Here is a 15,294-nt window from a genome sequence, read left to right on the forward strand (position 1 = left end):
GTAGAAATAGACTAAATTTTCGACTTTTCAGATACACCCTAAGAGAAAAGGAGTTTGATTATGGCTTATTTCTACGAAGAACCCTCCCGCACCTTTGGCGAGTACCTGCTGGTCCCCGGCTATTCCTCTGCGGAGAATGTGCCCACGGCGGTCAGCCTGAAGACCCCGCTGGTCAAGTACCGCAAGGGACAGGAGGAGTGCCCGCTGCAGATGAATATCCCCATGATCAGCGCCATCATGCAGTCGGTCTCCGGCGATAAGCTGGCCATTGCACTGGCTCGTCAGGGCGGCGTTTCCTTTATCTATGGCTCTCAGAGCATCGAGAACGAGGCCGCCATGGTGCGCCGCGTCAAGAGCTTCAAGGCCGGCTATGTGGTGTCCGATTCCAATCTGGCTCCCACTGCCACCCTGCATGACGTGCTGGAGCTGAAGGCACGTACCGGCCACTCCACCATCGCCATCACTGCCGACGGCACCCCCAATGGCAAGCTGCTGGGCATCGTGGCCTCCCGCGATTACCGCGTCAACCACACCCCGGACGATGCCTGCGTCACCACCTTTATGACTCCCGTTGAAAAGCTGGTCACCGCTCCGGCCAACACCTCCCTGCACGACTGCAACAACATCATCTGGGACAACAAGATCAACACCCTGCCGCTGGTGGATGCCGAGGGCAATCTGGTGTATATGGTGTTCCGCAAGGACTACGATTCCCACAAGGCAAACGCCAACGAGCTGCTGGATAAGAACAAGAGCTATGTTGTGGGTGCCGGTATCAATACCCGCGACTACGCCCAGCGCGTGCCCGCACTGGTAGAGGCCGGTGTGGATGTGCTGTGCATCGACTCCTCCGAGGGCTACTCCGAGTGGCAGAGCCGCACCATCGGCTGGATCCGCGAGCACTACGGCGACACCGTCAAGGTGGGTGCCGGTAACGTGGTGGACGCCGAAGGCTTCCGCTTCCTCGCTGAGGCTGGCGCAGACTTCGTGAAGATCGGCATCGGCGGCGGCTCCATCTGCATCACCCGCGAGACCAAGGGCATCGGCCGTGGTCAGGCTACTGCTGTCATCGAGGTCGCCAAGGCTCGTGACGAGTACTACAAGGAGACTGGCATCTATGTGCCCATCTGCTCCGACGGCGGTATCGTTCACGACTACCACATCACCCTCGCTCTGGCTATGGGTGCAGACTTTGTGATGCTGGGCCGCTACTTTGCCCGCTTTGACGAGAGCCCCACGAACAAGGTGCGCATCAACGGCCAGTATATGAAGGAGTACTGGGGCGAAGGCTCCAACCGTGCCCGCAACTGGCAGCGCTACGATCTGGGCGGCTCCACCAAGCTGAGCTTTGAGGAGGGCGTGGACAGCTATGTGCCTTATGCCGGTCCTCTGGCGGACGGCGTGCAGACCACCCTGTACAAGGTGAAGAGCACCATGTGCAACTGCGGCGCTCTGTCCATCCCCGAGCTGCAGCAGAAGGCCAAGCTGACCGTTGTTTCCTCCACCTCCATCGTGGAGGGCGGCAGCCATGACGTTGTGCTGAAGAACGCCACCCCCAGCATCATGAACGGCTAAGCCTGTTCTGAAGCAAGCGATTGTTATAAACGCAAAGACCGCTGCACAGTGTTTGTGCAGCGGTCTTTTTGCGCGAAAATACTTGCACCGGCAGGGGAATCGTGCTATCATGATAGAAACGCTCTGTCATGACAGGACGGAGGATCCCCCTGCCGGGCAAGCGGCAGGCGGCGCGCAGTAGGGAAGAGCTGACGCCGGGTATAAATAGAGAGGAAAACGTTCATGAACGAGATCAAGGTTGAGCCTTATATCCCCGATGAGGACTACGATAACCCCGCGATGGTGGTGGATTTTTACGAATTCACCATGGCAAACTGCCTGTTCCTGCATGGCTTTAAGAATACCACGCTGGTGTTTGATATGTTCTTCCGCAAAAACCCGGATAATCAGGGCTATTCCATCAGCGCAGGCCAGCGCAAGCTGACCCGCTTTTTGCTGGACTATCACTTCAATGAGCAGGATATCCACTGGCTGCGCACCAAGGGCATGAGCGAGGAGTTCTGCGAGTATCTGCGCACCTACAAGTGGAAGGGTGATATGTACGCCCTGCCCGAGGGCACGGTCTGCTACCCCCATGTGCAGATGGTGCGCATCGAGTGCGATCTGGTGGGCGCGATCCTCATCGAGACCTACCTGCTGCAGACCATGAACTTCCATAGCCTGATCGCCACCAAGGCCACCCGCGTCACCGGCCTGAACACTCACACCCCCCGCAACGTTATGGAGTTCGGCACCCGCCGTGCACAGGGCGAGAGCGCCGGTAACGATGGCGCTTACGCCGCAGTGCTGGGCGGCTGCATCGGCACGGCCAACTGTCTGGCCGAGATGAAGTTCGGCGCAGATGTCAAGGCTGTGGGCACCGTGGCACACAGCTTTATCGAGTTTTTCCCCACCGAGTTCGATGCCTTCAAGGCCTTTGCCGATACCTACCCGGATTCGGTCAGCCTGCTGCTGGATACCTATAATATTATGGAAAGCGGCCTGCCCAATCTGATCAAGCTGGACGATTATCTCATTGAGAAATACCCCAACGACCCCAACCGCCGCGTCAAGAGCGCCCGCATCGACTCCGGCGACCTTGCCCGCGGCTCCAAGCGGCTGCGCAAGGCTCTGGATGCCGCCGGTAAGCCGTATATCAAACTGGTAGCCTCCAACGGTCTGGATGAAAAGAAGATCGCCAACATGGAGTTGTACGAGCACGCACACTTCGACTCCTACGGCGTGGGCGAGAACCTCATCACCTCCGCCTCCGACCCCGTGTTCGGCGGTGTGTACAAGCTGGTGGCCGTGAAGAAGCCGGACGGCAGCTACACCCCCAAGATGAAGTGCTCGGACTCCGCCAGCAAGGCTATCATCCCGGGCAAGAAGATGCCGTGGCGTCTGTACGACGAAAACGGTCAGGCACAGTGCGACCTCATTGCCATGGACGGCGAGGTTATCGAGGCCGGTAAGCCGGTCACGATGGTCAATCTGGACTCGGATGCCATCGAGCGCACCATCACCTTTACCCCCACCGCTGTGCGCCCGCTGCTGGTGCCGCATATTCTGGGCGGCGAGCTGGCTATCGACCTGCCCTCCATTGCAGAGAAGAAGGCCTATATTGCAAAGCAGCTCACCGAGGAGACCTGGGAGAGCGAGCTGCGTCTGGAGTGCCCTCACAAGCACTACGTCAACATGACCCCCGCAGTGGCCGAGTGCCGCTCCCGGATGTACGCCGAGCTGCACGGCGGCAAGGTGTAAGCAGCACCGAATCAGCGGTTTTTCTTGACAAAACAGGGAAACTATTGTATCATAAAAGCCGCTGATTTTGATAAGAATGATACTATCACCAGATTGCGTATAGCAGTGTGGTTGTAATAATTTTTCCTCACACCTGTTATTCCCGGCTCCCTCTCAAGCCAGAGGGCAGCAGGGCTTTGTAAGCCGGGGTTGCGCCGCTGTGGTGAAATTGGCAGACACGAGGGACTTAAAATCCCTTTCTGGAGACAGAGTACGGGTTCGACCCCCGTCGGCGGCATGTAAAAGCCCAGAATCGTTCATTGAATCGAATGGTTCTGGGCTTTTTCTTTATGCCTTGCGGGGAATGGGTGGGGCGCTGTTGTCCGTCAAGCCAAGGATATAATCGGTACTGGTGCGGTAGAAATGGGCAAGCTGGATCAGCACCTCGGTGGGGATATCCCGCTTGCCGGTTTCGTAATTGGAGTAGCAGACCTGTGTACACTTCAGATACGCCGCAACATCCTTTTGCAGCAGATCACGATCCTCCCGCAGATCCCGGATACGTTGATACATGGCGTTTACCTCAAAGGCTTTATTTAAGGTAAAGTATAGGCATAACGAAATGTTATATTGACATATAAAACAAAATGTTATATCATAGTATCGCGCCGGGCGCAGCTGTGAATCTCCGGTGCAAAAGGGGAGATCGTCATGAAACTGGAATTCCGGCAGACAGTATCCTGCAAACACCTTACGCTTGCAAGGGTCTGCAAAACCATCGACTGGCAACAGCCGCTGCCTCGGTGCGGAGAATATGTGACCGGGCTGGATACGCTGGACGGCGAACAGGAGCTACCGGTGCGCAAGCTGCTGCACCGGGCACAGGATGGCGGCTGCCTTGCAGAGCTGCCGGGCTTCAACATTGCGCAGCTGCGGCTTTCTTACCGGGAACTGGAGCAGCTGGCCGAAAAAAATGGCTGGACGCTGCAAAAGCTGTAAAAACTTAAATTTCCCTCTTGCATTCTGGCCAATTCGTGCTATAATAGTAAGGCAATCGTTTCCAAGGCCGCTCGACGGGGTAGCCGATATTGAAGGTTGTGATGGGCACATACATTAAATATGGCCCCAATACGTCAGAACCAGAATTGAGGTGAAAAGAATGAAACAGGGTATCCATCCGAACTACGTTGACTGCACCATTACCTGCGCTTGCGGTAATGTCATCAAGACTCGTTCCACCAAGCCCGAGATCCACGTCGAAGTTTGCTCCAAGTGCCATCCTTTCTACACTGGCAAGCAGAAGCTGGTTGACACCGGCGGACGTGTTGAGCGCTTCAACAAGCGTTTCGGCCGTAAGTAATTATAGGCTATCTCATGCCGCTTCCTTCGGGAGGCGGCATTTTTGCGTTTTTCGCGGGCAAATATTTCGTTTTCCCACACAGGATTGTCTTAATTTAAACACATTTTCCATCTAAAATATAGCAGTTCCAAACCGGAAAGCGCTGGCTCTACGCCGCTTTCCACAAAACAGCTTCTGAAACAAAGGAGAGTTTGCTGTGATCGAAGTTTCTCACCTGAGCAAGTCCTACGGCAGCCGCCCTGCCGTGCAGGATCTCTCGTTTACGGTGCCGGACGGCCAGATCTACGGCCTGCTGGGGCCCAACGGCGCGGGCAAATCCACCATTATGAATATCCTTACCGGCTATCTTGCCCCCACTGAGGGAGAGGTGAAGGTGGCCGGGTTCCGTCTGCCGGAGCAGGCACAGCAGGCCAAAGCCTGTGTGGGCTACCTGCCGGAGCAGCCGCCGCTCTACCCGGAAATGACCGTGCAGGAGTATCTGGACTTTGTGGCAGAGCTCAAGGGGGTAAAGCACGCGCAGCGCAAACAGCAGGTGCTGGCCGCTGCCCGCCGTACCGGGCTGGAAGAAGTGCTGCCCCGGGTCATCCGCAGCCTGTCCAAGGGCTACCGTCAGCGGGTGGGCATTGCGCAGGCGCTGCTGGGCAGCCCGCAGCTTATCATTCTGGACGAGCCCACCGTGGGTCTGGACCCCGCGCAGGTCATCGAGATCCGCAATCTCATCCGGGAGCTGGGCAAGGCGCACACGGTCATCCTGTCCAGCCACATCCTCAGCGAGGTGCAGGCGGTGTGCCAGCAGGTGCTCATCCTTTCTAAAGGTCGTTTGGTGGCGGTGGGCAGCCCGGAGGAGCTGGGCGAGACCCTGAACCCGGGCAGCCGCCTGCGTGCTACCGCGCAGGGCGAGACGGACACTGTGCTTGCTGCGGTGCGCAGCGTGCCGGGCATCTGCAAGGTAGAACTGGAAAGCGCCGCAGACGGTCAGGTCACCTTTACCGCCGAGAGCGAGGACGCCGCCGACCGCCGTGCTGCCGTGTCCCGGGCACTGACCGAGGTCGGCTGCACCGTGCTGGCGCTTGCCGCCGAGAACCGCAGCCTTGAGGAGGTATTCCTTGCGCTGACCGAAAAAACGCCGGAGCAAAAAGCCCCGGCAGAAGGGGAGGAAAACTGAGATGCTTGCCATCTTTAAACGAGAACTCCGCAGCTGCTTTCACGGCATGATCGGCGCGGTGCTTACCGCCTTTATGCTGGCGGCTACGGCTATCTACTTTGTGGCGCTGAATCTGGGCTACGGTCTGCCGGATTTTGGATACTATACGCTGTCCCGCACCATTTTTGTGCTGCTGCTCTACATCCCGGTGCTCACCATGCGCTCCTTTGCGGAGGAACGCCACAGCCGCACCGACCAGCTGCTGCTCACAAGTCCGGTGTCGGTGGGTGGCATCGTGCTGGGCAAATACTTTGCTCTTTGCGTCATTTTTGCGTTGCCCTGCCTTGTGGATGCGGGCATGATCCTTGTGCTGAAGGTGCTGGGCGCTACCGGCACCAGCACGCTGGCTAATTTTTCTGCGCTGCTGTGCTATTACCTCATGGGCTGCGCCGCCATTGCCATAGGGGTGTTCCTTTCCAGCCTGACCGAAAACCAGATCATTGCCGCCGTGTCCGGCGTGGCGGCGCTGCTGCTGGCCTATATGATGCCCAGCCTGCGCACCATGTTCACCACCGGCAGCGCGGTGGCGCTGGCGCTGTTCACCGCCATTGCCGCTGTACTCAGTGTGGTGGCGGGGCTGCGCAGCAAAAGCTTTACGCTGGGCTGCCTTTCCTTTGCGGGGTGCTGCGTGGCACTTACGGCGCTGTTTCTGCTCAAGAGCAGCTGGCTGACCGAGGCTTTCAGCGCGGTGCTCAGCGCGCTGTGCCTGTTTACCCCCTTTGAAGAATTTGTCAACAGCAGCTTTTCCATCCCCACGCTGGTCTACTACCTGACCGTGGCAGCGGTGTTCCTGTTTTTCACCGCGCAGGGGCTGGAAAAGCGCCGCTGGAACTGAGAGGAGGCCACAACGATGAAATGGAACAAGAACGCATCCTCTCAGAAAGGCAGGGTGTTCCGCAGCGGGCTGCTGTCCACCGCTATGCTGGCGGCAGTGCTGGTGCTGGCGGTGCTGCTCAACCTGCTGGTGCGGGCCATCCCTGCAAAATATACCGAGTTCGACCTCTCCGAGGCCAAAATGTACACCCTGAGCGACAGCACCAAAGCGCTGGTAGAGGGGCTGGAAAAGGATGTGCACATCTATTATCTGTGCGAGACCGGCAGCGAGGATGCCATCATCACAAAGCTGCTGGATCACTACGCCGCCGAGAGCGGGCATCTGAGCTGGGAACAGAAAGACCCCACCCTGTACCCCACCTTTGCCGCCAAGTACAGTGCGGAGAATGTTTCCTCCGGCAGTCTGATCGTTACCTGCGGGGAGAACAGCACCGTGCTGGATGCCGCCGACCTGTACGAGTACGACTATACCGACTACTACACCACCGGCTCTGCCAGTGTGACCTTTGGCGGCGAAAAGCAGATCACCTCTGCCATTTATAAGCTTACTGCAGCCGGGCAGAGCCATGCCTACTATACCACCAACCACGGCGAGCAGACCCTGACCGACTCCCTGACCGATGCGCTGGACGCCCAAAATATCGACGCCCAGCCGCTGGATCTGCTCACGAGCACCATCCCGGAGGACTGCGACCTGCTCATCATCAACGCACCCACCACCGATTTTACCGCAGGGGAGGGCCTTGTGGATGAGATCAGCCAGCTGCAGGATTATCTTGCGGCGGGCGGCAAGCTGCTGCTGACCAGTAGCGTCTATGCCCAGACCCCGCAGCTGGATGCCGTGCTGGCGCAGTTCGGCCTTGCCCGCGCAGAGGGCATGGTGGTAGAGGGCGACAGCAGCAAGGCACTGTATAACTCTGCATGGTCGCTGCTGCCGGACTACGGCACGCCCACCGAGAGCACCGCGCTGAACGGTGTGAATACCAGCACCCATGTGATGCTGTCGGTGGCGCAGGGCATCACGGTCACCGAGACCGAGGATGTCACCGCCGAGCCGCTGCTGAACAGCTCCTCCTCTGCCTATGCCAAGGCGGATATCAACGACCTTACCACCATGGAGCGGGAGGACGGGGACGCAGATGGCCCCTTTGCGCTGGCTGTCTGGGCACGGAACGAGGATACCGGCGCCGAGGTCCTCTGGATCGGCTGTCCCAACATGGATAACGAGCAGCTTTATCAGTCCATGCCCGGCAATCTGACCTTTTTGCAGGGCTGCGCCGCTTCGCTGGTAGGGCAGGATATCCTTGTGGACACCAAGGCGCTGGAAGCCGAGCCCATCACGGTGGCGGGCTCCACCGCCGCAGCACTGGGGCTGACCTTTGTGTTCGTGCTCCCGGCGGCTGTGCTCATCGCCGGGGCAGTGGTGGTGCTGCTGCGCCGCCGCAGATAAGGAGACCGCCATGAAAACAAAACAGCGTGTCCTGCTGGCGTTGCTGGCAGCGGCAGTGCTGCTGGGCGCGGCGCTGTGGGCGGTGACCCGCAGCAACGCCAAGGCCGAGCAGGCGGCCAGCGCCGCCGCCGAGGGCAGCATTCCGCTTTCCGGTTTTGCCGCCGAGGACTTAGAGCAGATCGAGTATACCTACAACGGCCAGACCTACACCCTGCAATATTCCGGCGGCAGCTGGCAGTTGGCGCAGGACCTCGCCTATCATCTGGACGAGAGCGCCTGCAACACCATGCGTACTGCCCTGATGGCACTAGCTGCCAAGCGTAGCCTGACACCGCAGGCAGGGGAGGACTACGGTCTGGATACCCCGCAGCTCACCGTTACGGTAACGGCGGCAGGGCAGAGCACCACTCTGACCTTCGGGGCAGAGAACCCGGTCACCGGGGATCTCTATGTGCAAAAAGCCGGGGACGAAGCCATCTACACCGTCAGCGGCAACAAAGCTGCCTGCTTCCAGCTGGATAAGGCCGGGCTTTTCGGCAGCTTCTGCCCCACTGGGCTCACAGCCTCGACCATTACACAGGTAGCCTACACGCTGGCAGACGGTAGCTCCGTCACCCTGAACGCCGTCAGCGAGCCGACCGAAAGCGCCGACAGTACCTCTTCCTCCACCTACGAGACGGTGTGGCAGCTGGCTTCGGACCCCACCGCCAGCCTTGCACAGGATAAGGTGCAAAGCCTGCTGTCTGCCTTGTGCAACTATGCCACCGCTCAGACTACGGACGCAGACCTTGCTGCCTGCGGTTTTGATGCACCGGTGTTTACTGCCACGGTCACCAGCGAGGATGGCTCCACCGTGCAGCTGGCCTACGCCTGCGGTACGGACGGGTGGTATCTGCAAGTTGGGGACGATACTTCGGTATACACAGTGGATACAAGCACTGTGCAGGCGCTTCTGCTGACGGAAAACGACTTGAAAACGCAGGAATGATTCCTTTTGTACGCTGCACCGAAACCAAGGTGCAGCGTATATTTTTTTGCAGCTTTTTATAAAGTTTCGGCAAACAACGGTAGAGTGATTGACAATCCGACTGTGATTGTTTATTATAAACCGTGACAGGGTAAGTTCGCCGCGCAAAATCATGCTGCTGCGCGGGGCAGAACGCCCCTTATACGCAAAAAAGATGGGGCAGGTTCCCTGTCTTTTTTCGTATCTGAGAACAAGGAGGATAACATATAAAATGGACAACTCGGTGGTCGTTTCACTGCGGGATATCGTAGTGGAATTTGATGGACAGCGCATTCTGGATGGGCTGAATCTGGATATCCATGATAAGGAGTTCGTGACGCTGCTCGGTTCCTCCGGCTGCGGCAAAACTACCACCCTGCGCCTGATCGCAGGTTTTCTGGAGCCGAACGCCGGCAAGGTGCTGCTGAAAGGGGAGGACATTACCGGTGTGCCGCCTTATAAGCGCCCGGTGAATACCGTGTTCCAGAAATACGCGCTGTTCCCGCACCTGAATGTGTTCGAGAACGTGGCCTTTGGTCTGCGGCTCAAAAAGCTGGACGAGGACACCATCCGCCGCAAGGTGCGCGATATGCTGGAGGTCGTGGGCTTAAAGGGCTTCGAGCGCCGCAGCATCAGCCAGATGTCCGGCGGTCAGCAGCAGCGCGTGGCCATTGCCCGCAGTCTGGTCAACGAGCCGGAGATCCTGCTGCTGGACGAGCCGCTGGGCGCACTGGACCTGAAGCTGCGCAAGGAGATGCAGCTGGAACTCAAGCGCCTGCAGCGCGAGATGAACATTACCTTTATCTACGTTACTCACGATCAGGAGGAAGCGCTTACCATGTCCGATACCGTCGTGGTCATGAACGGCGGCAAGGTGCAGCAGATCGGCACCCCGGAGGATATCTACAACGAGCCGAAAAATGCCTTTGTGGCAGACTTTATCGGCGATTCCAACATCGTGGACGGCGTGATGCACAAGGACTTTCTGGTGTCCTTCTCCGGTGTGGACTTCCCCTGTGTGGACCGCGGCTTTGCCCGGGAGCAGAGCGTGCAGGTGGTGGTGCGCCCGGAGGATATCGAGGTGGTCTCCCCCGTGGAGGGCCAGCTTGTGGGCGTGGTGAACGATGTCATCTTCAAGGGCGTGCACTTTGAGATGCACGTGGAGTGCGAAGGCCGCGAGTGGCTGATCCACTCCACCCGCGCCTGCACCCCCGGCGAGACCATTGGTATGCGCATCGGCCCCAACGAGATCCATATCATGGCGCGGAGCGAGGGGTGATGTGCCATGAAGATCTATGATAAAAAGCTGGCCTATCCGTACTTTGTATGGATGGTGCTGTTTACCGTTGTGCCCTTGTTCATTGTGGTGTACTACGCCATGACGGATGCCGAGGGAAACTTTACCCTGAATAACCTTACCTCCATCAGCGGCTACGGCTCGGTGTTTGCCCGCAGCCTGCTGCTGGCGCTCATTGCTACGGTCATCTGCCTTGTCATCGCCTTTCCGGTGGGATATTTCCTGTCCCGCCTGCGGGTGAATAAGCAGCACATCATGCTTATGCTGGTCATGCTGCCCATGTGGATGAACTTTTTGCTGCGTACCTACGCATGGATGGGTCTGCTCAGCGTCAATGGCCCGGTGAACACCCTGCTGGGCTTTATCGGCCTTGGCCCCTATACTATGCTCAACACCTCCGGCGCGGTGGTGCTGGGCATGGTGTATAACTATGTGCCCTACATGATCCTGCCGCTGTACACTAGCATGACCAAGATCGACCAGAGCCTTGTGGAAGCTGCGCAGGATCTTGGTGCCAACACTACCAAGACCCTTGTGCGGGTGCTTATCCCTATGAGCGTGCCGGGCATCAGCACCGGCATCACCATGGTGTTCGTGCCGGCGGTGTCTACCTTTGTCATCAGCCGTATGCTGGGCGGCGGCTCCAACCTGCTGATCGGCGATCTGATCGAGATGCAGTTTCTGGGCAACAGCTACAACCTGAACGTCGGTTCTGCTATGAGCTTGGTGCTGATGATCATCGTACTGCTGTGCATGAGCTTTACGTCCAGCTTTGACGAGGATGAAATGGAGGGCGTATCCTGATGAAAACAAAACATCTGCGCCTGATGCAGCGGGTCTATATCATCCTGTTCTTCTGCTTCATGTATCTGCCCATTGCCTACATGATCGTGTTCAGCTTCAATCAGAGCAAGGGCTATTCGCTGTTCACCGGCTTTACCCTCAAGTGGTACCGCAGCCTGTTCACGAATGCGTCCATCCTCCATGCACTGTGGGTGTCCGTTGAGGTGGCCATTCTGTCTGCCATCATCGCCACGGTGCTGGGCACGGCAGCCAGCCTTGGCATTGCCTCCATGAGCCGCAAAAGCCGCCTGCTGGTGACCAACATCACCTATATCCCGGTGGTCAACCCGGAAATCATCACCGGCATCTCCCTGATGCTGCTGTTCGTGGCCTACCAGCGTTTTGCCGCGCAGTCCGCATGGCTGCCGGACAACATCATGGGTCTGCCCACGCTGCTCATTGCGCATATCGCGTTCAACGTGCCCTACGTTATCTTTAACGTGAGCCCCAAGCTCAAGCAGCTGGATATCAAGCTGTACGAAGCAGCGCTGGATCTTGGCTGTGACCCCCGGCAGGCCTTCTTCAAGGTCATTCTGCCGGAGATCAGTCCCGCCATCCTGTCGGCCTTCCTCATCTGCCTGACCTATTCCATCGACGATTTCATGATCTCCTACTTCAACTGCGGCACGGTAGAGACTTTGCCCATTGCCATCTACTCCATGACCCGCAAAAAGGTCAGCCCGGAGATCTACGCACTGTCCACCATCATGTTCGTGGTCATCCTCAGTGTCATTCTGGTGTCCAACGCCATGGAGAGCCGCAGCTACCGCAAGGATCAGAAAACGTTGCGAGAGGAGGGCGCATGATGAAACGCATTGCTGCATTGCTGCTGACGCTGGCCGTGGCGCTGTGCGCCGCATTGCCGGTGTTTGCCGCCGGTACCATTGAGGTGACCGAGGACGTGTCGGTGTCGGACGCTTACGACTGGACCCGCTTCAAGGGGCAGAACGTCACCCTGAACGTCTACAACTGGGGCGAGTACATCTCCAACGGCTCAGATGACAGCGTGGACGTGGTGGCCGCCTTTGAAAAACTGACCGGCATCAAGGTGAACTACACCACCTTCGACTCCAACGAGTCTTTGTACGCCAAGCTCAAGTCCGGCGCAGCCAACTACGATGTGATCATCCCCTCCGACTACATGGTGGCAAAGATGATCAACGAGGGGATGCTTGCACCCCTTGACTACGACAATATCCCTAATTTCCAGAAGATCGATGCAGGCTACCGCAACCCGGATTACGACCCGCAGAACGCCTACACCGTGCCCTATATGCTGTGCACCACCGGCATCATCTACAACACCACTATGGTAGACGAAGCCCCCACCTGCTGGGCAGACCTATGGGACGAGCAGTATGCGGGCAACATTCTGATGTTCAACAACAGCCGCGATGCCTACGCCATCGCCGCGTTCAAGAGCGGCCACAGCATCAACCCCGCCACCCCGGAAGAGGTGGACGAGGTGGTAGAAGAGCTTAAGGCGCAGAAGCCGCTGGTGCAGGCCTACGTCATGGACGAGATCTTTGATAAGATGATCGGCGGCGAGGCTGCCATCGGCGTGTACTACTCCGGCGATGCCATTACCATGATCGATGATAACCCGGACTTGGCTTGGGTGTTCCCGGAGGAGGGCAGTGTGCTTTCGGTGGACTGCATGGCTGTGCCTGCCGCCAGCGAGCACAAGGAAGCTGCCGAAATGTTCATCAACTTTATGTGCGAGACCGACATCGGCAAGGCCAACAGCGAGTATATTGGCTACACCACCCCCATGCACGATGTATGGGAGGTACTGGACGAGGATCTGAAAACCAGCGAGATCGCCTACCCGTCTGAGGAGGACGCCGCCCGCGAGAAGGTGTTCACCGCCCTGAGCGACGAGGTGAACAGCGAACTGGATCTGAAGTGGAGCGAGATGAAGAGCTACGATGAAGGCGGCGGCAGCTACTTGTTTTTGTTGCTGCTGCTGGCTATGCTGGCACTTGCTTGCTTTAATATCTGGCGCAAAGTGCGCAGAAAGACCCGCAATCAGTATTGATCGTTTTGCCAAGGCTGCCGTCCCGGACGTGGTGCGGCGGCCTTTTTCCGATAGGAGGGAAAGAATATGGAACAGTTTTATTATGAAGGCACCGCCGTGGTAGAAAATGCCGATGCAGACTGCCACAGTCTGCTCAAGGCCAGTGCGCTGCTGCGTTATGTGGAGCAGATCTCCACCATGCACGCCCGCCACTTTGGCATGGACGATAAGTTCTTTGAGGATCACGGCGTAGCGTTTCTGGTGGGCAAGCAGGCGCTGCGGTTCAGCCGTGTGCCCCGCCGTGGTGAGACTTTGACCCTTTGCTCCCGCTCAGAAAAGGCTTTCCGCGGCTCTATCAAGCGCGTCACCACCCTTACGGACGAAGCCGGGCAGGAGGTAGCCATGGTGGACAGCCGCTGGATCATGTCCAGCCTTGAAGATGGCCATATTCTGCGCCAGCCGGGCTGGACGGTAGAGGGATACTGGAATGAGACGGTGGAAGAGGAACTGCCCCTTTTGCTGCATAAGCGCCGGGACAGCCTGACCAGCGCCGGTCTGGTTACGGCGCGCTACTCCCAGTGCGACCTGCACTACCACATCAACAACGCCTTTTATCTGGATATCGTTTGTGACGCACTGCCGCAGGAGATCATGCGCGATCATGTTGTGAAGTTTGCCTCCATCAATTACCACCGCGAAGTCCCCATGGGACAGCAGGTGGAGGTGCTCTACACGCCTTCGGATGATGGCTGGTATTTTATTGCCAAGCGCGCAGACAAAACGGCTTTCGAGTGCTATCTGGAACTGGAGCCGGTCAAACAGTAAAAAGTGGAGGGATGCCTATGCCCAAAATCAGAGAATTGTTCGGCACCTTTTTTAAAATCGGTGCCTTTACCTTTGGCGGCGGCTACGCCATGGTGGCGCTGCTGGAGCACGAATTTGTAGAGGAAAAGCGCTGGCTCACCAGGGAGGAATTTCTGGATATGGTCGCCATTGCCGAGTCCACCCCCGGCCCTGTGGCGGTGAACAGCGCCACCTATATCGGCTATAAGCTGGCCGGTGTTGCCGGTGCGGCGGCTTCCACCTTGGCGGTGTGTCTGCCGTCCTTCGGGGTCATCTATCTTATTTCACTGTTTTTCGACCGTTTTTTGCAGCTGACAGTGGTGGCGAATGCCTTTAAGGGCATTCAGGCCTGCGTCATTTATCTGATCCTGTCCGCAGGGGTCAAGATGCTCAAAAACTTGCAGCGCACCCCCTTCAACACGGCAGTGGTGGCGGTGGTGCTGGCGGCCATGGTGGGCTGCTCTGTGCTGGCGGTAAAGTTTTCCTCCATCTGCTGCATCCTACTTTGCGGCACAGCCGGGGTGCTGGCCTATGCGGTAGGGCAGGGGAAGAAAGGCGGCACAAAATGATCTTGCTGGAGCTTTTCTGGAACTTTCTTGTCATCGGCGCGGTGTCCTTTGGCGGCGGCTACGGCATGATCTCACTGGTGCGGGAAACGGTGCTGGGGCATGGCTGGCTGACCGAGAGCGAGTTTCTCAGCTTTATCGCGGTGTCAGAGTCTACGCCCGGCCCGCTGGCGGTGAATATGGCTACCTTTATCGGGTCTTCGCAGGCGGGGCTGGCAGGCTCCTTTGTGGCAACGATGGGGGTGGTGCTGCCCTCTTTTGTCATCATTCTGCTGATTGCGGCGGCGCTGCACAGCCTGATGAAGTACGCCGGGGTCAACGCCTTTCTGGCCGGGGTGCGCCCCTGCGTGGTGGCTATGATCTTGGCTACCGCCTGCACCATGGGGCTTTCCACGCTGGGGGGCTTTACCACTGTTTCCGGCGGCTTTGCCCCGGATATGCGTGCGCTGGCAGTGTTTGCTCTTTTGGGCATCCTGCATCTTGCCTATAAAAAGAAAACGCAGAAAGCACCGTCCCCCATCGGGATGATCCTGCTTTCTGCGGTGCTGGGCGCGGTGCTGTGGAGCATCTGACCCGGCAA

Annotated in this window: 16 protein-coding genes and 1 tRNA gene; 16 read left to right on the forward strand and 1 reads right to left on the reverse strand. The window is 58.0% G+C overall.

The window, feature by feature from the left end:
- Positions 1–60 precede the first annotated feature (60 nt).
- From MTP39_RS06605 to MTP39_RS06615, 3 genes are all read left to right on the forward strand, one after another.
- Positions 61–1,575: an IMP dehydrogenase gene (locus MTP39_RS06605; protein WP_249241932.1), complete on the forward strand. Its 1,515-nt coding sequence runs from the start codon at positions 61–63 to the stop codon at positions 1,573–1,575.
- Between the two features lie 222 nt (positions 1,576–1,797).
- Positions 1,798–3,315 (forward strand): nicotinate phosphoribosyltransferase, encoded by a 1,518-nt coding sequence (locus MTP39_RS06610; RefSeq protein WP_249241933.1) that lies wholly within the window; start codon positions 1,798–1,800, stop codon positions 3,313–3,315.
- A gap of 193 nt (positions 3,316–3,508) precedes the next feature.
- Positions 3,509–3,592, forward strand: a tRNA-Leu gene (locus MTP39_RS06615).
- A gap of 50 nt (positions 3,593–3,642) precedes the next feature.
- Here MTP39_RS06615 and MTP39_RS06620 read toward each other — a convergent pair.
- Positions 3,643–3,867, reverse strand: coding sequence for a helix-turn-helix domain-containing protein (locus MTP39_RS06620; RefSeq protein WP_249241934.1), 225 nt, complete (start codon positions 3,865–3,867; stop codon positions 3,643–3,645).
- 138 nt (positions 3,868–4,005) lie between these two features.
- Here MTP39_RS06620 and MTP39_RS06625 point away from each other — a divergent pair, with 138 nt between their 5' ends.
- The 13 genes from MTP39_RS06625 to MTP39_RS06685 all read left to right on the forward strand — a co-directional run bounded on the left by MTP39_RS06625 (position 4,006) and on the right by MTP39_RS06685 (position 15,286).
- On the forward strand, positions 4,006–4,293 hold the full coding sequence (locus MTP39_RS06625; RefSeq protein WP_249241935.1) for a hypothetical protein: 288 nt from the start codon (positions 4,006–4,008) through the stop codon (positions 4,291–4,293).
- A gap of 160 nt (positions 4,294–4,453) precedes the next feature.
- Positions 4,454–4,654: a 50S ribosomal protein L31 gene (gene rpmE / locus MTP39_RS06630; protein WP_005926533.1), complete on the forward strand. Its 201-nt coding sequence runs from the start codon at positions 4,454–4,456 to the stop codon at positions 4,652–4,654.
- A 196-nt stretch (positions 4,655–4,850) separates the two neighbouring features.
- On the forward strand, positions 4,851–5,819 hold the full coding sequence (locus MTP39_RS06635; protein WP_249241936.1) for an ABC transporter ATP-binding protein: 969 nt from the start codon (positions 4,851–4,853) through the stop codon (positions 5,817–5,819).
- 1 nt (position 5,820) lies between these two features.
- The gene (locus MTP39_RS06640) at positions 5,821–6,693 is read left to right on the forward strand and encodes an ABC transporter permease (RefSeq protein ID WP_249241937.1); all 873 of its coding nucleotides are present in this window, start codon (positions 5,821–5,823) and stop codon (positions 6,691–6,693) included.
- Positions 6,694–6,708: 15 nt separating this feature from the next.
- Positions 6,709–8,142, forward strand: a complete 1,434-nt coding sequence (locus MTP39_RS06645; protein WP_249241938.1) for a Gldg family protein — start codon at positions 6,709–6,711, stop codon at positions 8,140–8,142.
- A 10-nt stretch (positions 8,143–8,152) separates the two neighbouring features.
- The gene (locus MTP39_RS06650; protein WP_249241939.1) at positions 8,153–9,130 is read left to right on the forward strand and encodes a DUF4340 domain-containing protein; all 978 of its coding nucleotides are present in this window, start codon (positions 8,153–8,155) and stop codon (positions 9,128–9,130) included.
- A 250-nt stretch (positions 9,131–9,380) separates the two neighbouring features.
- Positions 9,381–10,427 (forward strand): spermidine/putrescine ABC transporter ATP-binding protein, encoded by a 1,047-nt coding sequence (gene potA, locus MTP39_RS06655; protein WP_015538395.1) that lies wholly within the window; start codon positions 9,381–9,383, stop codon positions 10,425–10,427.
- A 6-nt stretch (positions 10,428–10,433) separates the two neighbouring features.
- Positions 10,434–11,249 (forward strand): ABC transporter permease, encoded by an 816-nt coding sequence (locus MTP39_RS06660; RefSeq protein WP_005926516.1) that lies wholly within the window; start codon positions 10,434–10,436, stop codon positions 11,247–11,249.
- Entirely contained in the window at positions 11,249–12,094 is an 846-nt protein-coding gene (locus MTP39_RS06665; RefSeq protein ID WP_249241940.1) for an ABC transporter permease, read from the forward strand. The genes MTP39_RS06660 and MTP39_RS06665 overlap by 1 nt, the downstream gene beginning before the upstream one ends.
- Complete coding sequence (locus MTP39_RS06670) at positions 12,094–13,326, forward strand: PotD/PotF family extracellular solute-binding protein (protein WP_396133250.1); 1,233 nt, start codon at positions 12,094–12,096, stop codon at positions 13,324–13,326. Before MTP39_RS06665 ends, MTP39_RS06670 begins: the two co-directional genes overlap by 1 nt.
- Positions 13,327–13,392: 66 nt before the next feature.
- The gene (locus MTP39_RS06675) at positions 13,393–14,130 is read left to right on the forward strand and encodes an acyl-[acyl-carrier-protein] thioesterase (RefSeq protein ID WP_249241941.1); all 738 of its coding nucleotides are present in this window, start codon (positions 13,393–13,395) and stop codon (positions 14,128–14,130) included.
- Between the two features lie 17 nt (positions 14,131–14,147).
- Positions 14,148–14,717, forward strand: a complete 570-nt coding sequence (locus MTP39_RS06680; protein WP_249241942.1) for a chromate transporter — start codon at positions 14,148–14,150, stop codon at positions 14,715–14,717.
- A complete protein-coding gene (locus MTP39_RS06685; protein WP_249241943.1) occupies positions 14,714–15,286 on the forward strand; it encodes a chromate transporter in 573 nt (190 codons plus the stop codon). Before MTP39_RS06680 ends, MTP39_RS06685 begins: the two co-directional genes overlap by 4 nt.
- Positions 15,287–15,294 lie beyond the last annotated feature (8 nt).

Source organism: Faecalibacterium sp. I3-3-33 (assembly GCF_023347295.1).
Taxonomy (GTDB): Bacteria; Bacillota; Clostridia; order Oscillospirales; family Ruminococcaceae; genus Faecalibacterium.